This window comes from Streptomyces sp. NPDC000594 (assembly GCF_040299965.1).
Lineage (GTDB): Bacteria > Actinomycetota > Actinomycetes > Streptomycetales > Streptomycetaceae > Streptomyces.
Map to the genome: position 1 here is coordinate 184,371 of NZ_JBEPCY010000006.1, position 25,799 is coordinate 210,169.

Genomic DNA, 25,799 nt, shown 5'->3' on the forward strand with positions numbered 1-25,799 from the left:
CGGGGCATACCACAACAAACAGGAGAAACCATGAATGGCCGTTTACAGGCGCTGCACGGCACGGACGGCAGCAGGGCGTGGTTCGAACGCGCACGGAACTCCCTCGCGGGCGGAATCAGTTCGTCCTCACGGCTCACCTCCACGGGGCCGCATCCGTACCCGCTCTACATCCGTTCCGGGAGCGGGTCCCGTATCCAGGACGTCGACGGCAATGAGTACATCGACTACCTCATCTCGTACGGCAGCGCGATTCTCGGCCACGCCCCGCCCGTGCTGACGGAGGCGCTGACCGAGGTGCTGCGGACCGGCACGATGTTCGGCACCTGCAATGTCCCGGAGGTGGAGCTGGCCGAGACGATCAGCCGGATGGTGCCCTGCGCGGAGCTGGTCCGGTTCGCCAACTCGGGCAGCGAGGCCGTGCAGGGTGCGGTACGGGCGGCCCGGGGGCACACCGGGCGCTCCGGGATCCTGAAGTTCGAAGGGCACTACCACGGGTGGTCGGACACCCTGGCCATCTCGAACCGTCCGACGGAGGAGGAGGCCGGGCCGCCCGACGCCCCGCGATCCGTTCCGCACTCGCCGGGGATCCCCCCGGGGGTGGTGGACGATGTGGTGGTCTGCCCCTGGAACGACCTGGCGGCGCTGCGGGAGGCGCTCGACGCGCACGCCCGCGAACTCGCCGCCGTCATCTGCGAGCCGATCGTCGCCAACAACGCCTGCACCATGCCCGACGCGGGGTATCTGGAGGCCCTGCGCGAGGAGTGCACCGCGCGGGGCATCGTCCTGATCTTCGATGAGGTCTGTACGGGGTTCCGCACCGGCCCCGGTGGGGCGCAGGCCCTCTTCGGGGTGGTGCCGGACCTCGCGGTGTTCTCCAAGGCGCTGGGGGGCGGACTGCCGATCGCCGCCTTCGCGGGGCGCCGGGAGATCATGGAGGCGCTGGCCTCGGGGCGGGTCAAGCACGGCGGTACGTACAACGCCTCGCCGCTCTGTGCGACGGCCGCCCTGGTGACCCTGCGGGAACTCGGCGATCCGGCCGTCCGCCGGCGGATCGACGACACCGGCCGCCAGATCATGGAGACGGCGCGGAAGGCGGCGCACGACCACGGGATCCCGTGTGCGGTGCAGGGTGTGGGGGCGATGTTCCAGACCGTGTTCACCCCGGACGGCCGTCCCACCCGGCACTACCGCGATCTGCTCGGCGTCGACCAGGCCCGGTCCCATGTCTTCCGGCATGAGCTGCTGAAACGCGGGGTGCATGCCAACGCCTTCCCGATGGCCTGCTGGTTCGTGTCGAGCACGGTCACGGATGACGATCTGGCGGCGACCTGTGCGGCGGTGACGGAGGCCTTCAAGGCGCTGTGACGGCCCTTTCTATCTGACGGTCCGTCAGTTTCAATGGGAGGGTGATGGGACATGCAGCGATGGCCGAGACCGCCGTCCGCTATCTCCGGTCCGCGCGGGGCCCCGGGGCGGTGGGGCGTCCCCGGGCCCGTACGCCGGGTGCGTCCCCGGGCACGTCCCCGGGTGGGCCCGTGATGGACCCCGGGGAGTTCCGGCGGGTGCTGGGGTGCTTTCCGTCCGGGGTCACCGTCGTCACCGCGCACGACGAGGACGGCCCGGCGGGGTTCGCCTGCCAGTCCTTCGCCTCCCTCTCGCTCGACCCGCCGCTGGTCGTCTTCCTGGTCGGGCGGACGTCGGCGACCTGGCCGAGGATCGCGCGCGCCGGGGCGTTCTGCGTCAATGTCCTGGGCGCGGAGCAGGGGGCGCTGTGCATGGGCTTCGCGGCGAGTGGGGCGGACGGGCGGGACAAGTTCGCGGGGGTGGCGTATCGGGCGTCGCCGGCGACGGGGTCGCCGCTGCTCGCGGGGGTGGTGGCGTGGGTCGACTGCGAGGTGCACGCGGTGCATACAGGGGGCGACCACCTCATCGTGGTCGGCCGCGCCCTGACCCTGGGCACGCCCCCGGGCGCCCCCGCCGCGCCTCTCCTCTTCCACGGGGGCGCCCTGCGGGGCCTTCCCCCGGCCAAAATCAGCCCCTCCGGCGCTTGAGGAGCGGGGTTCGGGGCCGGCCCCGACGTGTACCCGAGGCGACTCGGGCCTCGGGTCCGTCCTCAATCGCCGGACGGGCTGGACTTTGAGGCCCCCGCTCCTCAAACTCCCCCAGACTTCGTCCGGGGGGACCCCCATCGGGCTGGATTTACCGGATCCGGAGGGGCTGGGATTGAGGTGGGGCGGGTGATGATCAAGGCCATCAGCGCGGCCATCGCGCAGAGCGCTCCCGACGCGTACCAGACCACGTCGTACGACCCAAAGGCATCCCGCGCCACACCCCCCACAAACGCCACCACCGCCGCGCCGATCTGGTGCGACGCGAGCACCCACCCGAAGACGATCGCGCTGTCCTCCCCGTACTGCTCCCGGCACAGAGCGATCGTCGGCGGGACCGTGGCGACCCAGTCCAGCCCGTAGAAGACGATGAAGAAGATCATCGGCAGCTCCACCGACGGCGCGAGCAGCATCGGCAGGAAGAGGAGGCTGATCCCCCGCAGGGCGTAGTACACCGCGAGCAGCCGCCGCGCGTCGAAGCGGTCGGTGAACCAGCCGGAGGCGATCGTGCCGATCACATCGAAGACCCCGATCACCGCGAGCAGCGAGGCCGCCGCCGTGACGGCCATGCCGTGGTCGTGCGCGGCGGGGACGAAATGGGTCTTCATCAGGCCGTTGGTGGAGGCGCCGCAGATCGCGAAGGTCCCGGCGAGGAGCCAGAACGGGCCGGTGCGGGCCGCCCGGAAGAGGACGGCGACCGCGCGGCGGGCGGCGCCGGGGACCGGTGGGGGCTTGGGGACGTACTCCGTCGAGCCGTACGGGGCGAGGCCCACATCGGCGGGGTGGTCGCGCAGGAGCAGCACGACGAGGGGGACGACGCCGAGCGCGGAGAGGGCGACGGTGATCGCGGCGGGCCGCCAGCCGTGTTCGGCGACCAGCCAGGAGAGCAGGGGCAGGAAGACCAGCTGACCGGAGGCGCCCGCCGCGGTGAGGATGCCGGTGACCAGGCCGCGCCGGGCGGTGAACCAGCGGTTGGTGACGGTCGCGGCGAAGGCGAGCGCCATCGAGCCGCTGCCGAGGCCGACCAGGACGCCCCAGTAGAGGACGAGCTGCCAGGTCGTGGTCATCACGGTGGTGAGCGCGGAGCCCACCGCGACGACGGTGAGGGCGCAGGCGACGACCCGGCGGATGCCGTACCGGTCCATCAGCGCGGCGGCGAACGGCGCGGTGATCCCGTACAGCGCGAGATTGACCGAGACGGCGAAGCCGATGCTCCCGCGTGACCAGTCGAACTCCTCGTGGAGGGGGTCGATGAGCAGTCCGGGCAGCGAGGTGAAGGCGGCGGCGCCGATGATCGTCACAAAGGCGACGGCGGCGACGGACCAGGCGCGGTGGACCCGGAAGAGGGAGCGGCGGCGGGGCGGTACGGGGCGGATTTCGGTCACGCCCGTCAGCATCCGGGGATCGGCGACCGCCATCGAGTGGCCCGATGGACAGGTTTCGCTAGGATCGGGCCATGGCCCGATCCGCCGCCCCGCCCGTCCCGCCCGCCCCGCACCGGGTGGTGATCCTCGCGCTGCCCGGCTGCATCCCGTTCGAACTGAGCATGCCCGCACGGTTCTTCGGGCGGGCCTGGGACGCCCGGGGCGAGCCGCTGTACACGGTGACGACCTGCACTCCCGTACCGGGAAGGGTGCCCACGGAGGCGGACTTCGACCTCTGGGTGGAGCACGGTCCGGAGCTGCTGGAGACCGCCGACACGGTGATCGTCCCGGCGGCGTACCACCCCGGTGTCCTCTTCGAGGAGGGACGGCTGCCCCAGGAGCTGACCGGGGTCTTCACCCGGATCCGGCCGGGGACCCGGCTGGCGTCGATCTGCACGGGCGGCTTCTTCCTCGCCGCCGCCGGGCTGCTGGACGGCCGCCCGGCGACCACCCACTGGAGCTGGGCCGACCGGTTCCAGCGGCTGTTCCCTTCGGTACGGGTCGATCCGCAGGTGCTGTACGTGGACGACGGGGACGTGCTCACCTCGGCGGGGGTCGCCGCCGGGATCGATCTCTGCCTCCATATGATCCGCCGCGACCATGGCGCGGAGGTCGCCAATGACCTGGCCCGGCGCAGTGTGGTCCCGCCGCACCGAGAGGGCGGCCAGGCCCAGTTCATCCAGCGCCCGGTCCCCCGGCCGGAGATCGCGACGACCTCGGCCGCCCGCCACTGGGCCCTGGACCGGCTGGGCGAGCCGCTCCAGCTGCGGGACCTGGCCGAGCGGGAGTCGATGAGCGTCCGGACCTTCACCCGCCGCTTCCGCGAGGAGGTCGGCGTCAGCCCCGGCCAGTGGCTCACCCAGCAGCGGGTGGAACGGGCCCGGCAGCTCCTGGAGTCCACCGACCTCTCCGTGGACCAGGTCGCCCGGGACGCGGGCTTCGGCACGGCCCAGTCGATGCGGCAGCACCTCCAGTCGGCCCTGGGCGTGGCCCCGACGGCCTACCGCCGCACCTTCCGGGCTTCGTCGGGGGCCGCGCCGGAATGACCCACCGGCGGCCCGGCGGGACACGCCTCAGAACATGAGCACCGTACGGGCCCCGCCGCCCCCCTGGGTGGATGCCACCGCGCGGGCGAAGTCCTCCACCGGGTGGACGGCGGTGACCAGTTCGTCCAGGAGGAGGCGGCCCTGCCGGTAGAGGGCGGCGTAGCGGGGGATGTCGTGCTGGGGGCGGGAGGTGCCGTAGCGGCAGCCGAGGATGGATTTGTCGAGGAAGAGCGCGGCGGGGCGGAAGGCGGCCTCGGCCGTGGGGGCGGGCATGCCGAGGAGGATCGCCTGGCCGCCCCGGTCGAGGAGGTCCACGGCGCGGCGGATCAGGGCGGGGCTGCCGACGCATTCGAAGACATGGTCCGCGCCGGTGGGCAGGACGGTGCGGACCGCGTCGGCGGAGGTGAGGAAGTGGGTGGCGCCGAAGAGCCGGGCGGTCCCCTCCTTCGCCGGGTCGGTGTCGACGGCGACGGCGGTGGCGGCGCCCGCGAGGCGGGCGCCCTGGAGGACATTGAGGCCGACGCCGCCCGCGCCGATGACGACGACGGTGTCCCCGGGGGCGACCCTGGCCCGGTTCAGGACCGCGCCGAGGCCGGTGAGGACCGCGCAGCCGAGGACCGCCGCCGAGGCCGGGGGGATGCCGTCGGGGAGCCGGACCGCCTGGACCGCGCGGACGACGGTCCGTTCGGCGAGGACGGAGGTGGCGGCGAACTGGAACAGCGGCTCCCCGCCCCGCGAGAAGGGGCGCCCGGCGCGGCCGATCGCCCCCCGGCACAGGGTCGGGCGGCCCCGGTCGCAGTCGGCGCAGGTGCCGCAGTTGGCCAGGGTGGAGAGGGCCACCGGGTCGCCGGGGGCCACATGGGAGACCCCGGGGCCGACCGCCTCGACCACCCCCGCGCCCTCATGGCCGAGGACCACCGGGACGGGGAAGGGGATCGTCCCGTCCAGGACGGAGAGATCGCTGCGGCACAGGCCCGCCGCCGTGACGGCGACCACGACCTCCCCGGGGCCGGGGTCGCGCAGCTCCAGATCACGGACGACGGTGTACCGCTCGCCGTCGAAGACCACACCTCTCATCGGGGCTCCCTGGGTAGGCCGAGGACCCGCTCGGCGATGATGTCGCGCTGGATCTCGTCCGAACCGCCGTAGACCGTGTCGGCGCGGGAGAAGAGGAACAGCCGCTGGGCGGCGTCGAGTTCATACGGGCGGGGCGCGCTCCAGTCGTACGGTCCGGTGGCGGCGGACGCCCCCCGCACGGCGACGGCCAGCTCACCGAGACGGCGGTGCCAGCCGCCCCAGAGCAGTTTGGCCACGCTGGGGGCGCCGGGGTCGCCCTCGGTGCCGAGGGTGCGCAGGGCGTTCCAGCGCATGGCGCGCAGCTCGGCCCAGGCGCGCACCAGCAGGGCGCGCAGCACGGGGTCGTCGGCGGCTCCGGTGGTGACGGCGGTACGGATGATCCCGTCCAGCTCGCCGGCGAACCCGATCTGCTGGACCAGGGTGGAGACCCCGCGTTCCCGGGCGAGCAGATCGGTCGCCACCCGCCAGCCGTCGCCCGCCGCGCCGACTCGGTGGCCGGCGTCCGCTTCGGCACCGTCGAAGAAGACCTCGTTGAACTCGCTGTCACCGGTGAGCTGGCGGATCGGCCGGACCTCGACCCTGCCCGGCTGGTCCATGGGGACCAGGAGGAAGGAGAGGCCCCGGTGGCGGGTGGAGCCGGGCTCGGTGCGGGCGAGGACGAAGCACCAGTCGGCCTCCCGGGCGAGCGAGGTCCAGATCTTCTGGCCGGTGATCCGGTAGCGGTCGCCGTCACGGACGGCGGCGGTCCGGACGGCGGCGAGGTCGGAGCCCGCCCCCGGCTCGCTGTATCCCTGGCACCACAGCTCCTCGCCCCGGGCGACGGGGCCGAGGAAGCGGCGCTTCTGGGCGGGGGTGCCATGGGCGATCAGGGTGGGGGCGAGCAGATTCTCGCCGATATGGCCGAGGCGGTCGGGGGCGCCGGCGGCGCTGTACTCCTCGGCCCAGATCACCTGCTGGGCGAGGGTGGCGGTGCGGTTGCCGTGGCCGCCTTCGGGCCAGCCGATGCCGATCCAGCCGGCCGCGCCCAGTTCCCGCTCCCAGGCGCGGCGGGCGGGGAGATCACGGGCCCCGTGAGCCCCGTGAGCCCGGTGAGCCCTGTGAGCCTCGTGGCCCGCCCCGTCCCTGCCGTCCCCGCCGCCCGCAGGGGCCCCACGCGTCCGTTCCCGCAGCCACGCCCGCGCCTCGGCGCGGAACACCCGGTCGTCCGCCCATCCGCCGGTCGTCCCGTCGGTCTCCATCGAGCCTGCCTCCCGTCCGCCGCCGTGCGTACCGTCAGACGTTGGGGCGCTCCCCCGACGCCGCCGCGCGGGCCATCTCCGCCAGCCGGGCCAGCATCGGCATCGGATCCGTCCCGACCGTGCCGGGGAGCAGTTCCGCGATCCGCTCCGGGGTCCAGGCCCCGTCCGCGTAGGCCGCGCGCAGTTCCCTCGGCTGGGCCCAGACCGCGATCTTGGGGCCCGCGACCGTATAGACCTGCCCGGTGATCTCATGGGCCCGCTCGGAGAGGAGATAGACCACGAACGCGGCCACATCCTCGGGCTCCCCGATCTCGGTCAGCTCCATCGGGACCCCGGCGGACATCCGGGTACGGGCCACGGGGGCGACCGCGTTCGCCGTCACGCCGTACTTGTGGAGGCCGAGCGCGGCGCTGCGGACGAGGGAGATGACACCGCCCTTGGCCGCCGCGTAGTTGGCCTGGGAGACCGAGCCCTGGTGATTGCCGCTGGTGAAGCCGATGAGGGTGCCCGAGCCCTGCTTCCGCATCAGCGCGGAGGCGGCCCGGAAGACGGTGAAGGTCCCCTTGAGATGGGTGGCGACGACGGGGTCCCACTCCTCCTCGGACATATTGAAGAGCATCCGTTCGCGCAGGATGCCCGCCGCGCAGACCACTCCGTCGAGCCGCCCGTACGCGTCGACCGCCGTCTCCACCACCCGCCGGCCGCCCGCCATGGTGGCGATGTCGTCGGCGACGGCGACCGCCGAGCCGCCCGCCTCCTCGATCTCCCGGACCACGGCGGCGGCCGGCTCGGAGGTGGGTTCGGCGCCCTGGACGGAGACACCGTGGTCGTTGACGACGACCCGGGCGCCCTCCGCCGCCGCCGCGCGGGCCACCGCGCGGCCGATCCCCCGGCCCGCGCCGGTCACCGCGATGACCCTGCCTGCCAAGAAGTTCCCCATGCCGGCCCCTTCCCGCGGTTTCTGACGGACCGTTAGATTTTAGGGGCAGCCGGACGGGCCCGCACAAGACCCGGGCACACCGGCACCGGCGTTGGAGGACGCGATGGCACTGCCGCCCGAGTTCCACGCCATGGCCCGCCGCGTCAACAACTGGGGCCGCTGGGGCGGGGACGACCAGCTCGGCACCCTGAACCTCATCACCGACGAGGTGGTACGGGCCGCTGCCGCCGGGGTGCGCGGCGGCAGGCGGATCCCCCTGGCGCTCCCGCTGCGCGCGGACGGGGTGCAGACCGGACTGATCCCGGGGCGGATCAACCCGGTCCACACCATGACCCAGATCAATGAGGAGGTCTTCGGCCCGGGAGCGGTCGCCGTCAGCGACGACACCGTCTGTCTGGGGCTCCAGACGGCCACCCACTGGGACGCGCTCGCCCATGTCTCCCACTCCGGGCTGCTCTACAACGGCCGCCCCGCCACCACCGTCACCGCGTCGGGCGCCGCCCATGGCGGCATCGACCGGGTACCCCCGCTGGTCTCGCGGGGCGTGCTGCTGGATGTCGCCCGCGCCAAGGGGGTCGACCGGCTGCCGGGCGGCCACCCGGTGGTCCCCGCCGATCTGGACGAGGCCGCGGAGTTCGGCCGGGTGGTCCCGGGACCCGGAGACATCGTGCTGGTACGCACCGGTCAGCTGCGGGTCTACCGGGCCGGCGACCGGGCGGGGTACGCCTTCCCGGCCCCCGGGCTCTCCGTCCGGACGCCCGAGTGGTTCCACGCCCGGGACATCGCGGCGGTGGCGGTCGACACCCTGGCGCTGGAGATCGTCCCCCCGGAGATCGACGGCCTCTGGCTCCCCGTACACGCCCTCCATCTGGTGGAGATGGGGATGCTCCAGGGGCAGAACTGGGATCTGGAGGAGCTGTCCGGGGTCTGCGCGGAGGAGGGGCGGTACGGCTTCCTCCTCTGCGCCACGCCGGAGCCGTTCGCCGGGGCGACGGGCGCGCCGGTGGCCCCGGTGGCGCTCTTCTAGGGGCCGTTACCCGGTACGGGGCTCAGCGGGGTACGAGGAGCGTCGGGGTACGGGACCCAGCGGGGCACGGGGGGTACGGGGCCGCCGGGCCGGCGGGGGCCGTCACCGGGGCGCGGCGCCCACCGGGTGGCGGTTCGGCCCGCGGTCGTGCCCGCGCTCCGGCTCGGACCGGTCCACCTCGCACCAGATGGACTTTCCGGCGCCCTCCGGCCGCCAGCCCCAGCGGTCCGAGAGACCCGCCACCAGCTCCAGGCCGCGCCCGCCCGTGTCCTCACCGCCCGCGTGGCGCTGCCGGGGCGGCCGGGAACAGCCGTCGGCGACCTCCACCCGTACCGTCCCCGCCTCGACCACCCCGCTGCCGAAGAGCATCCGCAGCACCGCCGGACAGCCGGTGTGCACCACGGCGTTGGTGACCAGCTCGGAGATGAGCAGGATCAGGGTCTCGGCCAGTGGCTCGCCGTCCGCTATCCCCGACCCGACCAACCGTGATCTGGCCCACCGACGGGCCCGCCCCACCTCCGAGGGCTCAGGCCCCACTTCCAACTGAACCAGGAGCTGCTGCACCGCGCACACCATCCGAACCGGCGGACATCTCGCCTCGCGCCTCGACTGGGTCTTCGACTGGGTCATCACACTCGACCGACTCGGCCAGATCACCGAACGTGACCTCGCTCCATGACAGCATGGTTGACGTACAGTCACCGGAACAAGCGCTTCGGGCATATTCCAACGCGAAGGATTACCTTGCGCGTATCCTGTGCGACGCCTGCCGCGCAGAGTCGAACAGAGGCTCGCCAACCGCCTGGCCAGGGGGATCGATCCGACACCCACCCGACCGAGCGTACCGGAGTCGCACCCGCCGCGCGGGACGCGACCGGGCCGGGGGCGGGTGGTCGGCGAGTGGCCGGCGGGCGGCGGCCGGGTGGGGCGGACCATACGCTCACATCGACGCACAGTGACGAAAACACTCCCGCTCCGCCCGCCCGGAGCGCGTCCGGCGCGCCCCGGCGCGCGACGAGCGCCCCGCCCGGGGGTGTGTACCCAGCGCGCCGCTCCCTCACCCCGATCCGAGCGGCGCGGCTCCCGACCCGAGCGGCGCGGAGCCTGTACCGAGCAGCGCGGAGCCTGTACCGAGCGGCGCGGCGCAGATCTCCTCGGCGTGGGCCGCCACCGGCCGCACACGCCCCCGTATCCAGGCACGTTTCAGATGCAGATGGACCTCCGCCTCCCAGGTGAACCCCATCCCGCCGAACACCTGGAGACAGTCGCGGGCGTTCCGCTCGGCCGCCTCGTCGGCGAGGAGCTTCGCGGCGGCGACGGCGACCGGATCGGGGACGGCGGCAGGATCGGGAGCCACAAGGTCGGCACCGGGACCCGGGCCGGGATCCGGGCCGGGACCCGGGCCGGGAGCGAGGGCGAGGACGGGGGCGGCCGTGAGCGCGGCGGCGTGGACCGCGGCACGGGCCAGTTCCCTCCGTACGACGGTCTCCGCGCACAGGTGTTTGACCGCCTGGAAGGACCCGATCGGGCGACCGAACTGCTCCCGCTCCCGGGCGTGGCGGGCCGCGAGCGCTGCGGTACGGGAGGCGCTGCCGAGCTGCTCCGCCGCGGTGAGCAGCGCGCCCACCGGGTCGAACGACCGGACCGGGTCACCGGCGGGCGGTGGCAGCCGGTGCAGCGGGGTCAGCGGGTCCACCGAGCGCAGCGGCACCGCCCCGGCCGGGTCGCCCCCCGGCCAGAGCCCGTCCGCCGCCGCCAGCCAGGCCACCACCGGCCCGTCGTACCAGGCCACGGCCGTCTCCCCGCGCGCCGCCGCCGGGATCGCGCCCGCCGCGAGATGGGTCCCGACCAGCGGCCCCGGCAGCAGCACCCGGCCCGCCTCCTCGAAGACGAGGACCGCCTCCGGGAGTCCGAGCCCCGCCCCGCCCCGCTCCGGCGGCAGCCGCAGCGCGAAGAACCCGGCCTCGCCGAGCGCCCGCCACAGCGCCCGGTCCAGCTCCGGCGCCGGACGGTCGGCGGCGCTCCGCAGCGCCTCGGCGGGCCAGAGCCGGGCCAGCAGCGCCCGGGTGTCCGCGCGCAGCGCCCGCCGGTCCGTGGAGTCCTGTCCGTCCATGGAGTCCTCGCCCCTGGACCCCCGCTCGCCGGTGGGCCGTCCCATCGTTCATCCCCCCTTCGGCAGGCCGAGGATCCGCTCGGCGATGATGTTCCGCTGGATCTGGGAGGTCCCGGCGGCGATGGTGTACGCGAGCGAGGAGAGCCGGGCGGGCACCCAGGGGTGGTCCAGATCGAGGGCGTCGTCCCCCAGCACCAGGGCCGCCAGGTCGAACAGCTCCTGGCGGGCGTGGGCGTACCGGAGTTTGACCACCGAGCCACCGGTGCCGGGTACTCCGCCGGTCCGCTCCGCCTCGGCGACATTCGCCTGGACCAGCCGCCACAACGCGGTGAAGTGGGCGGCGAGCCTGCCGAGTCCGCGACGGATCCCCGGCTCCACCCAGCGGCCGTTCGCCCGTGCGGCGTCGGCGAGTTCGTCCAGGGTGCGGCGGCAGGCGACGATCTCCCCGGCGAAGGCGGTGCCCCGTTCGAAGGAGAGGGTGACCATGGTGACCCGCCAGCCGTCGTTCTCCGCGCCGATCCGGTTGGCCACGGGGATCCGTACCCCGTCGAGGAAGACCTCGGCGAACTCGGTGGACCCGGCGAGGGTGCGCAGGGGCCGTACCGTCACCCCGGGTGCGTCCATCGGCATCGCCAGCCAGGAGATGCCCCGGTGGCGGGGGGCGCCGGGGTCGGTGCGGACCAGCAGTTCGCACCAGTCGGCGATCTCCGCGTGCGAGGTCCAGATCTTGGAGCCGGTCACGGTGTAGCTGTCGCCGTCGCGGACCGCCCGGGTGCGCAGCGAGGCGAGATCGGAGCCGGCGCCGGGCTCGCTGAAGCCCTGGCACCAGATCTCGTCGCCGCGCAGTATCGGTTCCAGCCAGCGTTCCCGCTGGGCGTCGGTGCCCTCGGCGGCGATGGTGGGCCCGGCGTGCAGCAGCCCGACGAAGTTGGCGCCGACATAGGGGGCCCCGGCCCGTTCGGTCTCCTCCAGGAGGATCAGCCGGTGGACGGGGGAGGCGGACCAGTGCAGCCGGGCGTATCCGGCGTCGTGGAGCATCCGCTGCCAGGCGGTGTCATAGGCGCGGCGGCCGGGCCAGTCGTCGGGGGACGGCGGGTCGGGCAGGGTCGGCAGGACCCGCGCGAGCCAGTCGCGCAGGCCCGCGCGGAACTCCTCGGGGTGGGCGAGGTCCCCCATCAGCGCCCCGGAGCCGAAGCCGAAGCCGGGGCCTGAGCCGGTGCGGGGGCGGAGGCGGGCGCCCGGCCCCGGTCCCGGTCCCGGTCCCGGTCCCGGTCCCGGTCGAGATCGAGGCCGAGCATCCGGATCGCGTTCCCCCGCATCAGCTTGTGGACGGTCTCCTCGTCCAGCCCCCGCACATGGTCGAGGGCGACCTCCTTGGTGTGCGGGAAGGTCGAGTCGACATGCGGATAGTCGGTCTCGAAGGTGGCGTTGTCCCGGCCGACCACGTCCAGCGAGGCGATCCCGTGCTTGTCCCGGAAGAAGCAGCAGTAGATCTGCCGGTAGTAGTACGTGGACGGGGGCTCGGGGATCAGCTCCCGCACCCCGCCCCAGGCGCGGTGCTCCCGCCAGACGTCGTCGGCGCGTTCCAGGGCGTACGGGATCCACCCCATCTGCCCCTCGCTGTAGGCGAGCGTCAGCCGGGGGAAGCGGACCAGGACCCCGCTGAAGAGGAAGTCCATCATCGACGCCATCGCGTTGTTGAAGCTCAGCGACGCCTGGACGGCGGGCGGCGCGTCGGGCGAGGCGGCGGGCATCTGCGAGGAGGACCCGATGTGCATATTGACCACGGTCCCGGTCTCCTCGCAGACGGCGAAGAAGGGGTCCCAGTACCCGGAGTGGATCGACGGCAGCCCCAGATGGGTGGGGATCTCGGAGAAGGTGACCGCGCGCACCCCCCGTGCGGCGTTGCGGCGGATCTCGGCGACGGCGAGCCCGATGTCCCAGAGCGGGATGATGCAGAGCGGGATCAGCCGGCCGCCGCTGTCGCCGCACCACTCGCCGACCATCCAGTCGTTGTAGGCGCGGACACAGGCGAGGGCCACCTCCTTGTCCCGCGCCTCGGCGAAGGTCTGGCCGCAGAAGCGGGGGAAGGTGGGGAAGCAGAGCGACGCCTCGACATGGTTGAGGTCCATGTCCTTCAGCCGCTCGGCCGGGTCCCAGCAGCCGGGGCGCATCTCGGCGCGGGTGATGCCCTCCAGGGTCATCTCGTCCCGGTCGAAGCCGACGGCGGCGATATTGCGCTTGTACGGGAAGCGCAGGTCCTCGTAGATCCACCAGTCGGTGGGGGGGCCGTCGGGGTCCATGGTGATCCGGTACCTGCCGCCGACATAGGCCAGCTCCCCGATCCCGGCGGTGAGCGGCTTGGGTCCCCGGTCGCGGTACCGGGCCGGGAGCCAGGTCTCGAAGAGATGGGCCGGTTCGATGACATGGTCGTCGACGCTGACGATCCTCGGGAGTTCGGTCATGGTGTCCCCTTCGCCTGCCGCGCTCGGGTGCGGGACCGGAAACAGAATCTGATGCACCGTCAGACGAAGGCTAACGGCGCACCCCTGGACCGACAAGCGGGTCGGCCGTACGCTCACCCCCGCTGTCTGACACATCATCAGATGTGAACGCACCGAGGAGGTGTACGGGCATGAACGCGACGGCACACGCCCTTGCCGGGTCCCCCACCCTCTGGGAACTGCTCCGCCGGCGGGCCACCCGCTCCCCCGGGCGGACCGCACTGCTCCAGGGCGACCGGGCGATCACCTTCGGGGAGCTGCGCGAGCGCGCCGAACGGGTCGCCGCCGGCCTCCATGACCAGGGGGTGCGGCCGGGGACCCCGGTCGTCTGGCAGCTCCCGACCCGGATCGAGACCGTCCTGCTCTCGCTGGCCCTGGCCCGCCTCGGCGCGGTCCAGTCGCCGCTCATCCCGTACGCCCGGGACCGCGAGGTCTCCTTCGCGCTGCGCGCGGCCCGGGCGCGGTTCTTCGCCGTCCCGGGCGAATGGCGCGGATTCGACCACACCGCGATGGGCCGCAGGATCGGGGCGCCGGGACTCTTCGAGGCGTACGCGCACCTGCCGGAGGGGGACCCGGCGGTACTGCCCCCGCCGCCCGTCTCCGGTACGGAGGTCCGCTGGATCTACTGGACCTCGGGCACCACATCGGAGCCCAAAGGGGTGCTCCACACCGACCGCTCCCTGATCGCGGGCGGTGCGACGCTCGGACACGCGCTCGGGCTCACCCGCGACGACGTGGGGTCGATCGCCTTCCCGTACGCGCACATCGGCGGCGCGGACTATCTGGTGATGCTGCTGCTGTACGGGTTCCCCGCGCTGCTGATCGAGCACTTCGCGCTGCCCCGGTCGCTGGCGGAGTACCGGCGGCACCGGGTCACCACGGCGGGCGGTTCCACCGCCTTCTACTCCCTCTTCCTCGCCGAACAGCGCAAACAGCCGGGGCGTCCGCTGCTCCCCGCGCTGCGGCTGCTGGCGGGCGGCGGGGCGCCCAAGCCGCCGGAGCTGTACCACGAGGTGGTCCGAGAGCTGGGGTGCCGGCTCACCCATGGCTACGGGATGACCGAGGTCCCGATGATCACCATGGGGTCGCCCCGGGACACCCCCGAGGAGCTGGCGACGACGGAGGGCCGCCCGCCGCCGGGGATGGAGATCCGGGTGGTGGACGGGGAGATACGGCTGCGCGGCGAGGCGGTCTGCCGGGGCTATCTGGATCCGGCGCACACGGCGGCCGCCTTCGACCAGGACGGCTTTCTGCGGACGGGGGACCTCGGGCACCTCACACCGTCGGGACATCTGGTGCTCACCGGGCGGCGCAAGGACATCATCATCCGCAAGGGCGAGAACATCTCGGCGCGGGAGATCGAGGAGCTGCTGCACGGCCATCCCGGGATCGCCGACGTGGCGGTGATCGGCCTGTCCGATCCGCTGCGCGGCGAACGGGTCTGCGCGGTGGTGGAGCAGCCGCCCGGGGCTCCGGCGCTGACCCTGGCGGAGGTCGTGGCGCATCTGCGCGAACGGGGGCTCGCGACGCACAAGCTGCCCGAGCGGCTGGAGGTGGTGGAGGCGCTGCCGCGCAGTGACACGCTGCGGAAGGTGCTGAAGTACCGGCTGCGGGAGCGGTTTGCCTGAGGCTGCCGGAGGTTGCCTGGGGTTGCCCGAGGGGCGGCAGAGGTCCACGGGGTGGTCCGACCGGTCGGCATGGGAGGGATCCGGACCGTACGGAGATCGGCTTCCCGCGCACCGCGACCAATTCCGTACTTGCTTCCGTACTCGCTTCTGAATTTGCTGCTGAACTTGCTGTGGACATGACCATGAAATCGGCCCTAGTCTCGGACTTGGTCTAGACCGCAGCTCGTCCTCCTCCGAGCCGTCCCCACGGCTCCCCCACCCAGGAGCGAAGCATGCGCAGAAAACTGACCTCACTCCTCATCGGCCTCGGGCTCGCCGGTACCACGCTGGTCGCCGTGCCCGGCAGCGCCCAGGGCCACGGATACACGGACTCACCGGTCGCCAGCCGCCAGAAGCTCTGTGCCAACCGCACGGTGGCCAACTGCGGCTCGATCGTCTGGGAGCCGCAGAGCGTCGAAGGCCTCAAGGGCTTCCCCGGCGCGGGACCCGCCGACGGCACCATCTGCGCGGGCGGCAACAGCCGTTTCGCGGAGCTGGACGACCCGCGCGGCGGCGCCTGGCCCGCCACCCGGGTCAACGGTGGCTCCTCGCAGTCCTTCACCTGGCGCTTCACCGCACGCCACTCGACAACCGACTTCCGCTACTACATCACCAAGGACGGCTACAACCCCGGCCAGCGGCTCACCCGCGCCGCTCTTGAGTCACAGCCCTTCCTGGTCGTGCCCTATCGCGGCCAGCCGCCCGAGACCCTGACCCACACGGGCAACCTGCCCCGTAAGTCGGGAAAGCATCTGATCCTCGCCGTCTGGACGATCGCGGACACCGGGAACGCGTTCTACGCGTGTTCGGACGTCCAGTTCTGACGGCCTGACGGTCTGGCGGGCTGACGGACCGAAGGGCTGACGGCCTGACGAACCGGCAGTCCGCCAGTCCGGCGGGGGCTCCAGGAGCCGCCCGGCCCCCACACACACGACGGGCCTCACCGGTACCCCCGGCGGGGCCCGTCCCTGTCGTCGGTCCGCCCCGCCCGGGGTGGGCGGGGCAGGGCGGGAGGGTTCAGGGGTGTTCGGGGGTCACGTAGTACGCGGCGAAGGCGGCGAGCACATCCTCCTCGGCGATCCGCCCGTCGCCGTCGGTGTCCAGGGCGCGCCCGGCCTGCTCGGCGAAGGCGGGGGCGACCCCGAGGACCGTCAGGGCGCGGGCGGCCGAGGACGGGGTCAGCCCCGTACCGTCGGCGTCGGCGACCCGGACGACCGCGTGCAGGAAGGGGCGGGCGATCTCCGCGAACCGGCCCGGGTTGTCCCGGAGCCGCTTCACCGCACCCGTCACGAACTCCTGCCGGGAGACCCGCTGGTCCCCGTCCACATCGGCGATACCGGCCATGCCCTGCCAGAACGCCTCCGCCCCGTTGTAAAGGGCCTGGCCGCGCTCGCAGCGGGCCGTGACGGAGAACTCCGCGAGAAGCCGCGCGGCGGCGCCGCTGAAGTCCTCACGGTCGATGAAGCCATTGCCGTCCTGGTCAAAGGCGGCGAAGCGAGACGCGATCTTGCGCTCGTACTCTGCGCTGTCCATGCGGGGAGCGTAAGCCCACCGGTGGCTGACGCGTGCAAGTACCCGCGAATTAAGGAGAATCGTCCGATAGATCACCCCAGCCGAAACCGGCACACGGCACCGGGGGGCCGGCTGACCATGACCCGGTGACCAGGGACGTCACACCGGGACCGTGCCCGGCTCCGCCGCCGCGACGGCCTGGCCGACCTCCCCGTACACCTCGAAGAGACGCCGCACCCCGAGCGCCCCGAGCACCCGCCGGACATGCGCCCCATGGGCCGGATGACGGTCCGGCAGAACCAGCCGCAGCCGGCCGCCGCAGGAGTTCAGCAGCCGCCGCGACGCGACCAGCACCCCTACCCCGCTGGAGTCGCAGAACACCACGTCCGCGAGGTCGAGCACCACATCGCGACGGCCCGCCGCGACCGCCGCGTGCACCTCCCGGCGCACCTCCGACGAGGACATCAGATCCAGCTCGCCACGGATGTGCAGCACGGTCCACGGCCCCTGCCTCGACCCCTTCACCACCAGCGTCACACCGGACCTCCTCATCGTGTTCGCCCCGTTCGCGTCCCGGCATCCAAGCGGACGGATGTTGCGGGTTCCTTGAGGCGCCCGGAACCCCATTACCATCTCGGCCTTCCCCCGGGGGCGCACTTGATGCAAAGGGGCGTACGGATCGAGGGGTGCGCATTACATTCACCGGGGAGGGGGCACGGGTACCCGCAGAACTCGGAAGCGCGACACACCGCACGGTTTGGGGGCCGGATGGCAAGGGACGCAGCGCCACGCTGGGACCGGAAGATGCAGCAGCGGCTGGCCCGGGGCGAGGCCGCGGCACTCGGCGAGCTGTACGACAGATTCGCCTCCCTCGTCCATATGCTCGCCCTGCGGGTGCTGGACGACGAGAGCGCCGCCGACCAGGTCACCCGCGAGGTCTTCGGCTACATCTGGGAGAACCCGGACGCCTACGACCACAAACAGGGCTCGATGCGCTCCTGGGTCGCCAAGCTCACCAACAGCCAGGCCGTCCACCGGCTGCGGCAGAGCGAGGCGGCGGCCGTCGCCCGCGGCAGCGGCTCCCCGGAGGAGCTGGAGCTGAAGGTGCGCCGGGCGGCCGTCGCGGCCCGCGCCGACTACATCGTCACCTCCATGCCGGCCCCGCTGCGGGCCGCCCTGGAGCTGGCGTACCACCAGCGCCGGAACTACCGGGAGACCGCCCGTGACCTCGGGGTGAGCGAGGACGAGGCCCGCCGCCGGCTGCGCCTCGGGCTCCAGCTGCTCTCCACCGCGAACGCCCGGCCGCTGGAGGGATCCTCACCACCCGGCTACGGGCGGCCGTGGTGAGCGGCACCCCCGCCACTCCCCCGGCCAGCCCCCCGGCGCCTTCCCCGCCCGACCCACCGCCGCCTTCCCCGTCCGACCCACCGCCGCACGGCGGACCCGAGACACCGCCCACCCCGCCCGAGGCCGATATGCCCGCAGCACCCACCGACAGCGCCGACCCCTCCGGAGACGGCGACACCGACGAGCACAGCGTGCTCAAATCGTTCCTCGGCGCCTGGGCGCTCTCCGCCTGCTCCCCGGAGGAGACCACCGCCGTCGAGGCCCATCTCGGCGAGTGCGCCCCCTGCGCGGACGAGGCACTGCGACTGCGGGACGCGGTGGGGCTGCTCCACACCGAACGGGACCTCGATCTCGATCCGCTGCTCCGCTTCCGGGTCCTGGAGAACTGCCTGGGCCGCCGCCCCGCCCGTATCCCCGTACCGGACTGGGCGGCTCCGTACGACGCCGAGACCGCCCGGCTGGACGCCCTGCTGCGGGACATAGGCGAGGCGGAGTGGAACGCGCCGGTGCGGCTGCGCTGGTTCGAGGCCGAGGAACAGACCGGCCGTACCACCACCGTGGCCGGGGCGATCGGCCATCTGATGACCATGGACGGGCTGGTCGCCGGGGCACTGGGGCTCGACGACCCGCTGGGGCGGGACGCGCCCTCGTCGGCGGTCGAGCGGACCGAGAAGTTCTGGCGGGCCGAGGACCACCCGGCCGGGCGCGAGGTGCACGGCCCCTGGCGGGACCAGAGCCACACCCTGATCCGTACGGTGTCCTTCGCGGACCGGGGCGTGGCGGAGCTGTCCGTCTCCTACGGCGACTTCTCGCTGCCGCTGCGGGACTCCCTGCTGGACCGGGCCTTCGAGTGCTGGATACACGCCGATGACATCGCGGACGCGGTGGACTATCCGTACGATCCGCCCCGGGGCTCCCATCTCCACCGGATGATCGACCTCACGGTCCGGCTGCTGCCCGCCGCGCTCGCCGGCCGCCGCCGCTCGGGTCTGGCGGGTCCGGCCCGGCAGCTGGTGACGGCGGGGTCGCCGGGGCGCTCGCTCCATCTGGAGATCGAGGGGCCGGGCGGCGGCCACTGGTACATCCCGCTGGACTCGCCCGCGGCCCTGGGCTCACCCGACCACGCGGTGGCGCAGGTGGCACTCGACGGGGTGGAGTTCTGCCAGCTGGTGGCGGGGCATGTGCTGCCGGACGAGGCCGCGGCGGGACAGGACGGGGACCGGGAGGCGGTCCGGGAGGTGCTCTTCGCCGCGGCGTCGCTGAGCCGGATATAGCCCGGCCGGTACGGGCGGGTACGGGCCGTCCCCGGGTACGGACCGGCGGCGGTCGGCCGGTCGGCGGTCAGCCGGGGATCAGTCGGCGGTCAGTCGAAGACGACCGTACGCCGCCCGTTGAGCAGGATCCGGTGCTCGGCGTGCCACTTCACGGCCCGCGCCAGCGCCTGGCACTCCACGTCCCGGCCCACGGCCACCAGCTGCTCCGGGGTGACCCCATGGCCCACCCGCTCGACCTCCTGCTCGATGATCGGGCCCTCGTCCAGGTCGGCCGTCACATAGTGCGCGGTCGCGCCGATCAGCTTCACACCCCGGGCGTGCGCCTGATGGTACGGCTTCGCGCCCTTGAAGCTCGGCAGGAAGGAGTGGTGGATATTGATGATCCGGCCGCTGAGCTGCTTGCACAGATCGTCGGAGAGCACCTGCATATAGCGGGCGAGCACCACCAGCTCCACATCCTCCTCCCGGACCAGCTCCAGCAGCCGCGCCTCCGCCTCCACCTTGGTGTCCTTGGTGACGGGGATGTGGTGGAAGGGGATGTTGTACGAGGAGACCAGCTCCTCGAAGTCACGGTGGTTGGAGACCACGGCGGCGATCTCCACCGGCAGCGCGCCGGTACGGGAGCGGAAGAGCAGGTCATTGAGGCAGTGACCGAACCTGCTCACCATGAGGACGATCCGCATGGGCTCCTCGGCCCGGTGGATCTGCCAGTCCATCTGGAAGGAGTCGCCCACGGCGGCGAAGCTGGCCCGCAGCTTCTCCAAGGTCACCGGGGACTCCGCGGTGAAGTGGACGCGCATGAAGAACAGACCCGTGTCCCGGTCGCCGAACTGCTGGCTGTCCTCGATGTTGCAGCCGGTGATGAAGAGGTAGCTCGACACGGCATGCACGATGCCCTGCTTGTCAGAACAGGAGAGCGTGAGGACGTACTGGTCGGTCATCCTCGTAGGGTGCCATACCGGCGCTCCGGAGACGGCGCACGTCCGCCCAGCGGGACACGGCGTCCGCCCCTCCGTCACCCGGTACTCAGCGGTACGGGCCGGTCCCCGGCCGGTCCTCAGCCGGTACGGGTCATCATCCGCAGCACATCCAGGGAGCGCGGCGGGACATCCGGATCGTCCCCGTCGTTCGCGGCCAGCCGCTGATGGGCGTCCCGGCAGGCCCGGACCGCCTCCGGCCAGCCGTGGTGGGCCATGAACTCCGATACGGGGGCGTCCGCACCCACCTGGTGCAGGATCCGCAGCACCCGCAGCGCGGCCACATCGACCAGCGCGGCCTCGGTCGAGTCGCGGAAGATCGTCCCGACGTACTTCTCGGCCGACCAGTTGTCCAGCCAGGTGTCCTCGACCAGGCGGTAGACGGCGTCGGTCACATCCCCGTACCCGTCCACCCCCGCGAGCCAGGTCTCCTGGTGGAAGACGGGATCGGAGAGCATGTGCAGGGCGGACCGCACCTGGGCGCGCCAGCGCCACCAGGGCATGTCGTTGAGCGGCATACCGCCCATGGTGGAGGAGCGACGCCCGCGACGGGAAGAGGGACCCGGTCCTTGCTGTTGCTGCACGCCCCCGATCGTACGTTCCGCGCGGGCCCGTCCGGCGGGGCCCCCGTAATTCACCTGCCCGACATCCACCGTTGAAGGACGCACACTCCGCCGTTACCCGGACGGCGGAAATGTGATGACCCATGACTGGTAGGCGACGTTCCCCCTCGGCCGACCCCTCGTTTCCCTCCCGTCCGGCCCGGCCGCGCGCGCTGCGCGGGATACCGGTGGCGGTGACCGTGACGGCGGGAGCGCTGCTGGCCTCCGGCTGCGGCGCGCTCCCCGGCTCCGGGGGCTCCCGGGAGACGGTGACGGTGATGACCTTCGCTCCGGAGAAAACCGGATCCACCAATATGCCCGGGATGCCCGCCATGGCCCATGCGTATGCCCGCTGGGTGAACGACGGGGGCGGGATCGACGGGCACCAGCTGCGGGTGATCACCTGCAATGAGCGGAACACCTCCCGGGGGGCCGCCGCCTGTGCCCGCCGGGCCGTGGCCGAGGGCGTGGACGCGGTCGTCGGCTCGTACAGCCAGCACGGCAATGCGTTCATGAGCCCGCTGGAGGCGGCCGGGATCCCGTTCATCGGGGGGTTCGGGGCGTCGAAGGAGGAGTTCCGGAGCCCGCTGTCGTACCCGGTCAACGGCGGGCAGGCGACCCTGCTCGCCGGGCACGGGGTCCAGCTGGCGGATGTCTGCCGGGAGGTGGCACTGGTCCGGCCCGACTCGTACGCGGGGGACCAGCTGGCGCCGCTGCTGAACGCGGGGCTGGCGGAGGCGGGCAACCGGACCACGGATGTGCTCGCGCCGGAGGACGCCACGGAGTACGGGAAGGCGGCGGCGGAGGCCCGACGCACGGCGGGCACGGGCGCCGGGGCCTCTTCCGCGTCCGGTACGGGTGACGCCGGTACGGGCGGCTCCGACGCGGACGGCTCCGGTACGGGCGGCTCCGACGCGGACGGCTCCGGTACGGGCGGCTCCGACGCGGACGGCTCCGGTACGGGCGGCTCCGATGCGGGCGGCTCCGACGACGGGAGCCGCCCGGGGTGTGTCACCGCCGCGCTGGGCGACCGCACGGAGACCTTCTTCGACTCCTTCCGGCGGCTGCCCGAGGACGACCTCGGCGTACGGGTCTCCTCCGTGATCGGCAGCGTCGGCCAGCCCCTCATCGACCGCACCGGCGGCCCCGACGGCCCCTTCGAGGGCGCGTACATCACCGGCTGGTACCCCGCCCCCGGGGACAGCCGCTGGGGCGCGATGAAGCGGGTGATCGACGAGTACGCCTTCGCCGACAACCGCGTCGACCCCGCCGACGCCGGGGTGCAGACCACCTGGATCGCCTACACCGTCCTCCGCTCCGTCCTGGAGGAGCTGGACAGCGACGACGTCACCCCCTCCGCCGTCGCCCGCTCCCTCGACGACGGCACCCGCGTCACCACCGGCGGCCTCACCCCCGAGCTGCGCTGGGAGTTCGACGACATGTTCGGCGCCCCCGACTTCCCCCGGATCGTCAACCTCCGGGTGACCTTCCAGGTCGTCCGGGAGGGCCGGCTGGTGGCCCAGCGGAAGGACTTCGTGGATGTGAGCGACCCCCTGACGGAGTCGGTGACGCTCTGACCCTCCGCGCCCGGCGGGGCCAGGGCCTCAGAGCTGGTCGGCGCGGCGCTGGGGGAGGGAGTGGTCGGTGGCGACCGGGTTCCAGAGCCGGGCGGCCTCGCGCTTGGACTCGGTGGCCTCGGCGCTGGCCTCGTTGCCCTCCCGGGCACGGGGGGTGACGCGGGCCTTGCCCTTGCGGCAGCCCTTGCGGCCGGTGACCTGTTCGGCCCAGGCGGCGTAGTGGTCGTCGGCCTCGGCGGAGGCCTCCCAGGCCTCGCTCAGGGCCTCGGTGAGGTCCTCGTTCCCGGGGAGACGGTCCAGGGCGAGGCCGTCGAGACGGGTGACCAGGGAGCGGCGCTGTTCGGCGGCGGCGCGCAGATCGGTGGCGGCGCGGGACAGCTCGGTGCAGCGCTTGATGTTCTCCACCGAGCGGATCACGGCGGCACGGCTGTCGTTGCTGTCGGCCAGCAGCCGGTCCAGCGCCTGGGCCTGGGTGCGTACGGGGTCCTCGGCGGGGGTCTTCGGGGACGGCGGCGCGTCCGTCGGGGCGGCCGAGACGGCGGGGGCGGTGTCCCGGGCGGGCCCGCCGTCGTCGTCCTCGCCGCCGAAGAGCACCGCGCTGACGCCGAGGCCCAGCACCGCGCAGCCGACGACCACGGCGGCGATCACGGGAACGCCGACCGTCGAGCGGCGGCGCGCCCGGCGCCGGTCGCGCCGCCGGGAGCGGGGCCCGGGGGCCGTACCGGCGGGACCGGCGGGCGGCGGGCGTTCCCCGGCGCGGAAGAGGCCGTCGAACTCGGCGGGGGGTACGGGGGTGTCACCGGGGGCGCCGGGCCGGATGCCGTACGGGGCGCCCGGCGGCGGGGGCGGCACGGGCCGCCCACCGGCCGGTCCCACCGGTCCCGCCGGTACGGGCGGCAGGACGCGGGTGGCCGGGCCCTCGGACCCGGGGTGGCTCTGGGGCGGCAGCGGGCCGGCGCCCACGGGCGGGATCACCTGGGTCGCGTCGCCCGCGCCCGACGGGACCGGCGGAATGACCTGCGTCGCGTCCGCCGGGCCGGGCATCTGCGGCGGCAGTGGGCCGGCACCCACCACCGGCGGGATCACCTGGGTGGCATCCCCCGGGCCCGGCATCTGCGGCGGCAGCGGACCCGCGCCCACGGGCGGGATCAGCTGCGTCGCGTCCCCCGGGCCCGGGGACACGGGCTGGTCCCACCAGTCGTCGGTCGGCTGCGGATCGGGTGTGTGGGCCCCTGGTGGGGCCCACGGGGCGGATCCGTCGGAGGGGAGCACCACGCCCTCGTGGGTGGGGCGGGCGGCGGGGCGGCCATCGTCACCCTGTCCGCTGTGCGTCACCGGGACTCCTCTATCCGACAGAACCTACGGAACCGTCGGGTCACGCTACCCGGTGCGTCACCCCCTCCCGTACCCGAACACCCCTACCGGAACCCGACCGTGACCCGGGCCAAATCCAGCCCGTCCGGCGATTGAGGACAGACCCGAGCCCCAAGTCACCTCGGGCGGACGGTCGCGCAAATCCAGCCCGTCCGGCGTTTGAGGACGGACCCGAGCCCCGAGACACCTCGGGCGGACGTCGGGGCCAGCCCCGAACCCCGCTCCTCAAACGCCGGAGGGGCTGAATGTTGAGGCCCCGCTCCTCAAGCTCCCCCAGACTTCGTCCGGGGGGACCCCCATGGGGCTGACTTTGCGGGTCACGCCGCCTGGAGCTCCACCCTCGCTCCGAACTCCCGCACCGCGGGCTCATCCGCGTACGGTTCCAGCCGCTGCTGAAGGTCCTCCAGATACTCCGCCCCCCGGGTGGACCGCAGCCGGCCGAGCAGCTCCACCGCGCGGGTGCCGGTATGGCACGCCTGCTCGACCTCGCGCTGCTGCACCTGCGCGGAGGCGAGCAGCACCATGCCGATGGCGCGCCGCCGGGCCCGGGACTCCGGGTGGCCCTCCAGCGCCCCCGCCGCCTGCTGTGCCGCGGCGTCGGCGTGGCCGAGGTCCCGGTAGCAGTGGGCGAGTTCGTCCGCGAGGTAGGCGCGGTCGAAGTGGCTGATCCAGGCGGGGTCGTCCCCGGTGTCCGGCTCGGCCCGCTCCAGCGCGGCGGTCGCCTTGCCGGCCACCGCCTGGCAGGTGCGGGCGTCCCCGAGCAGCGCGTGCCCGCGCGCCTCCGCGGCGTAGAACATCGCCTCGGCCCGTGGGGTGACATGTCCGCGCGCGCCCTCCTGGGCGGCCCGCGCCAGCTGGGCGATCTCGCGTGGATTGCCCAGCTGGGCCGCGAGATGGCTCATCGACGCGGCCAGGACGTAGCCGCCGTAGGCACGGTCCCCCGCCGCCTGGGCGAGCCGCAGCGCCTGGATGTAGTAGCGCTGGGCGAGCCCCGGCTGTCCGGTGTCCACGGCCATGTACCCCGCCAGCTCGGTGAGCCGGGCGACGGCCGCGAACAGCTCCCGGCCGACGGACTCCCGGTAGGAGCCCGAGAGCAGCCCGGAGACGACGGAGTTGAGGTAATGGACGACGACGGGACGGACATGCCCGCTGCCGAAGCGATGGTCGAGATCGGTGAGGGCGGAGGTCATCGCCCGTACCGCCTCCACGTCGCTGGCCCCGACCCGGGCCCCCGCCGACCGCGCGACCTGGGTGTCCGCGCCGGTGATCAGCCAGTCACGGCTGGGTTCGACGAGTGCGGACGCGGCGACCGAGGCACCGGAGAGGAAGTCCCGGCGGCCGACGTCGCTCCGCCACAACTCGCATACCTGCTCGATCGCCCCGAGGACGGTCGGGGAGAACTGGAGTCCGACCCCGGAGGCGAGATTCTTGCCGTTGGCCATGCCGATCTCGTCAATCGTGACGGTACGGCCGAGTTTGCGCCCCAGGGCCTCGGCGATGATGCCGGGGGCCCGGCCGCGCGGCTGCTGTCCGCGCAGCCATCGGGCGACGGATGTCTTGTCGTACCGCAGGTCCAAGCCCCGTTCCGCCCCGACCATGTTGACCCGGCGGGCGAGACCGGCGTTGGAACACCCGGCTTCCTGAATGAGTGCCTGCAACCGTTCGTTCGGTTGCCGGGCGACGAGAGGTCTGGCTGCCATGAAAACCCCCTGAGCCTGCGGCGATCCACGGAGGGATCACTGCCCGGCCGATAAGCGGAGAATGCAGAATTGACGGACTTGGTCTGGTTTTTCCAAAGGTGCTTCCCGATGGACGCACCCACGCCTCCGGGCCCCCGACCGGCCGGACATGCCCGGACGTACCGTGAGGAAAGCTCCGTGGATCCCCCGGGCCGTCCCCTGGACGACCGGCCACAACCCCTCGGTTTCCGGATACGCGGCCGTGTGAACCCCTCCCCGGCGCAGGCGACATCTCGCCCCTCTTGTACACGTA

Annotated in this window: 23 protein-coding genes; 9 read left to right on the top strand and 14 right to left on the bottom strand. The window is 73.2% G+C overall.

What is annotated here, in order from left to right; translation table 11 throughout:
- Nucleotides 1-30: 30 nt before the first annotated feature.
- A complete protein-coding gene (locus ABT354_RS12050; RefSeq protein WP_351492312.1) occupies nt 31-1,365 on the top strand; it encodes an aspartate aminotransferase family protein in 1,335 nt (444 codons plus the stop codon).
- 44 nt (nt 1,366-1,409) lie between these two features.
- Nucleotides 1,410-2,051 carry a flavin reductase family protein gene (locus ABT354_RS12055; protein WP_351492314.1) on the top strand — a complete coding sequence of 214 codons (642 nt, stop codon included), beginning with the start codon at nt 1,410-1,412 and terminating at the stop codon, nt 2,049-2,051.
- 101 nt (nt 2,052-2,152) lie between these two features.
- On the opposite strand, the gene ABT354_RS12060 is transcribed toward ABT354_RS12055, so the two are convergent.
- Nucleotides 2,153-3,505, bottom strand: coding sequence for an MFS transporter (locus ABT354_RS12060; RefSeq protein WP_351492618.1), 1,353 nt, complete (start codon nt 3,503-3,505; stop codon nt 2,153-2,155).
- A gap of 59 nt (nt 3,506-3,564) precedes the next feature.
- On the opposite strand from ABT354_RS12060, the gene ABT354_RS12065 reads away from it, so the two are divergent.
- The gene (locus tag ABT354_RS12065) at nt 3,565-4,578 is read left to right on the top strand and encodes a GlxA family transcriptional regulator (protein ID WP_351492316.1); all 1,014 of its coding nucleotides are present in this window, start codon (nt 3,565-3,567) and stop codon (nt 4,576-4,578) included.
- Nucleotides 4,579-4,605: 27 nt separating this feature from the next.
- Here the strand turns inward: ABT354_RS12065 and ABT354_RS12070 are convergent, their stop codons facing one another.
- Genes ABT354_RS12070 through ABT354_RS12080 form a run of 3 tightly spaced genes read right to left on the bottom strand, consistent with a single transcriptional unit; the run spans nt 4,606 to nt 7,833 of the window.
- Nucleotides 4,606-5,655: an alcohol dehydrogenase catalytic domain-containing protein gene (locus ABT354_RS12070; RefSeq protein ID WP_351492318.1), complete on the bottom strand. Its 1,050-nt coding sequence runs from the start codon at nt 5,653-5,655 to the stop codon at nt 4,606-4,608.
- On the bottom strand, nt 5,652-6,893 hold the full coding sequence (locus ABT354_RS12075; protein ID WP_351492320.1) for an acyl-CoA dehydrogenase family protein: 1,242 nt from the start codon (nt 6,891-6,893) through the stop codon (nt 5,652-5,654). Before ABT354_RS12075 ends, ABT354_RS12070 begins: the two co-directional genes overlap by 4 nt.
- A 34-nt stretch (nt 6,894-6,927) precedes the next feature.
- Nucleotides 6,928-7,833: an SDR family oxidoreductase gene (locus tag ABT354_RS12080; protein ID WP_351492322.1), complete on the bottom strand. Its 906-nt coding sequence runs from the start codon at nt 7,831-7,833 to the stop codon at nt 6,928-6,930.
- 103 nt (nt 7,834-7,936) lie between these two features.
- Between ABT354_RS12080 and ABT354_RS12085 the strand changes: the two genes are divergently transcribed.
- Nucleotides 7,937-8,860: a cyclase family protein gene (locus ABT354_RS12085; RefSeq protein WP_351492324.1), complete on the top strand. Its 924-nt coding sequence runs from the start codon at nt 7,937-7,939 to the stop codon at nt 8,858-8,860.
- 102 nt (nt 8,861-8,962) lie between these two features.
- Here the strand turns inward: ABT354_RS12085 and ABT354_RS12090 are convergent, their stop codons facing one another.
- From ABT354_RS12090 to ABT354_RS12105, 4 genes are all read right to left on the bottom strand, one after another.
- Nucleotides 8,963-9,424: an ATP-binding protein gene (locus tag ABT354_RS12090; RefSeq protein WP_351492327.1), complete on the bottom strand. Its 462-nt coding sequence runs from the start codon at nt 9,422-9,424 to the stop codon at nt 8,963-8,965.
- Nucleotides 9,425-9,917: 493 nt separating this feature from the next.
- Entirely contained in the window at nt 9,918-10,973 is a 1,056-nt protein-coding gene (locus ABT354_RS12095) for an acyl-CoA dehydrogenase family protein (RefSeq protein ID WP_351492620.1), read from the bottom strand.
- Between the two features lie 48 nt (nt 10,974-11,021).
- The gene (locus ABT354_RS12100) at nt 11,022-12,149 is read right to left on the bottom strand and encodes an acyl-CoA dehydrogenase family protein (RefSeq protein ID WP_351492329.1); all 1,128 of its coding nucleotides are present in this window, start codon (nt 12,147-12,149) and stop codon (nt 11,022-11,024) included.
- The gene (locus ABT354_RS12105) at nt 12,149-13,438 is read right to left on the bottom strand and encodes an amidohydrolase family protein (protein ID WP_351492331.1); all 1,290 of its coding nucleotides are present in this window, start codon (nt 13,436-13,438) and stop codon (nt 12,149-12,151) included. The genes ABT354_RS12100 and ABT354_RS12105 overlap by 1 nt, the downstream gene beginning before the upstream one ends.
- A gap of 170 nt (nt 13,439-13,608) precedes the next feature.
- Here ABT354_RS12105 and ABT354_RS12110 point away from each other — a divergent pair, with 170 nt between their 5' ends.
- Both ABT354_RS12110 and ABT354_RS12115 read left to right on the top strand, forming a co-directional pair.
- A complete protein-coding gene (locus ABT354_RS12110; protein ID WP_351492333.1) occupies nt 13,609-15,105 on the top strand; it encodes a class I adenylate-forming enzyme family protein in 1,497 nt (498 codons plus the stop codon).
- A 272-nt stretch (nt 15,106-15,377) separates the two neighbouring features.
- The gene (locus ABT354_RS12115; RefSeq protein ID WP_351492335.1) at nt 15,378-15,968 is read left to right on the top strand and encodes a lytic polysaccharide monooxygenase auxiliary activity family 9 protein; all 591 of its coding nucleotides are present in this window, start codon (nt 15,378-15,380) and stop codon (nt 15,966-15,968) included.
- A 193-nt stretch (nt 15,969-16,161) separates the two neighbouring features.
- Here the strand turns inward: ABT354_RS12115 and ABT354_RS12120 are convergent, their stop codons facing one another.
- Together ABT354_RS12120 and ABT354_RS12125 are read right to left on the bottom strand one after the other, a co-directional pair.
- Nucleotides 16,162-16,677: an EF-hand domain-containing protein gene (locus ABT354_RS12120; protein ID WP_351492338.1), complete on the bottom strand. Its 516-nt coding sequence runs from the start codon at nt 16,675-16,677 to the stop codon at nt 16,162-16,164.
- A gap of 138 nt (nt 16,678-16,815) precedes the next feature.
- Nucleotides 16,816-17,193 carry an STAS domain-containing protein gene (locus ABT354_RS12125; protein WP_351492340.1) on the bottom strand — a complete coding sequence of 126 codons (378 nt, stop codon included), beginning with the start codon at nt 17,191-17,193 and terminating at the stop codon, nt 16,816-16,818.
- Between the two features lie 231 nt (nt 17,194-17,424).
- Here ABT354_RS12125 and ABT354_RS12130 point away from each other — a divergent pair, with 231 nt between their 5' ends.
- Complete coding sequence (locus ABT354_RS12130; RefSeq protein ID WP_351492342.1) at nt 17,425-18,003, top strand: sigma-70 family RNA polymerase sigma factor; 579 nt, start codon at nt 17,425-17,427, stop codon at nt 18,001-18,003.
- The gene (locus tag ABT354_RS12135; RefSeq protein ID WP_502983399.1) at nt 17,970-19,277 is read left to right on the top strand and encodes a zf-HC2 domain-containing protein; all 1,308 of its coding nucleotides are present in this window, start codon (nt 17,970-17,972) and stop codon (nt 19,275-19,277) included. The genes ABT354_RS12130 and ABT354_RS12135 overlap by 34 nt, the downstream gene beginning before the upstream one ends.
- Before the next feature lie 89 nt (nt 19,278-19,366).
- Here ABT354_RS12135 and purU read toward each other — a convergent pair whose 3' ends face one another.
- Both purU and ABT354_RS12145 read right to left on the bottom strand, forming a co-directional pair.
- Nucleotides 19,367-20,218 (bottom strand): formyltetrahydrofolate deformylase, encoded by an 852-nt coding sequence (gene purU, locus ABT354_RS12140; RefSeq protein ID WP_351492347.1) that lies wholly within the window; start codon nt 20,216-20,218, stop codon nt 19,367-19,369.
- A 116-nt stretch (nt 20,219-20,334) separates the two neighbouring features.
- Nucleotides 20,335-20,781 carry an SCO4402 family protein gene (locus ABT354_RS12145; RefSeq protein ID WP_351492622.1) on the bottom strand — a complete coding sequence of 149 codons (447 nt, stop codon included), beginning with the start codon at nt 20,779-20,781 and terminating at the stop codon, nt 20,335-20,337.
- Nucleotides 20,782-20,960: 179 nt separating this feature from the next.
- On the opposite strand from ABT354_RS12145, the gene ABT354_RS12150 reads away from it, so the two are divergent.
- On the top strand, nt 20,961-22,433 hold the full coding sequence (locus tag ABT354_RS12150) for an ABC transporter substrate-binding protein (RefSeq protein WP_351492348.1): 1,473 nt from the start codon (nt 20,961-20,963) through the stop codon (nt 22,431-22,433).
- A 27-nt stretch (nt 22,434-22,460) separates the two neighbouring features.
- Here the strand turns inward: ABT354_RS12150 and ABT354_RS12155 are convergent, their stop codons facing one another.
- Nucleotides 22,461-23,768, bottom strand: a complete 1,308-nt coding sequence (locus ABT354_RS12155) for a hypothetical protein (protein ID WP_351492350.1) — start codon at nt 23,766-23,768, stop codon at nt 22,461-22,463.
- A 356-nt stretch (nt 23,769-24,124) separates the two neighbouring features.
- Nucleotides 24,125-25,507 carry an NsdA family TPR-like regulatory protein gene (locus tag ABT354_RS12160; RefSeq protein ID WP_351492352.1) on the bottom strand — a complete coding sequence of 461 codons (1,383 nt, stop codon included), beginning with the start codon at nt 25,505-25,507 and terminating at the stop codon, nt 24,125-24,127.
- Nucleotides 25,508-25,799: the final 292 nt, after the last annotated feature.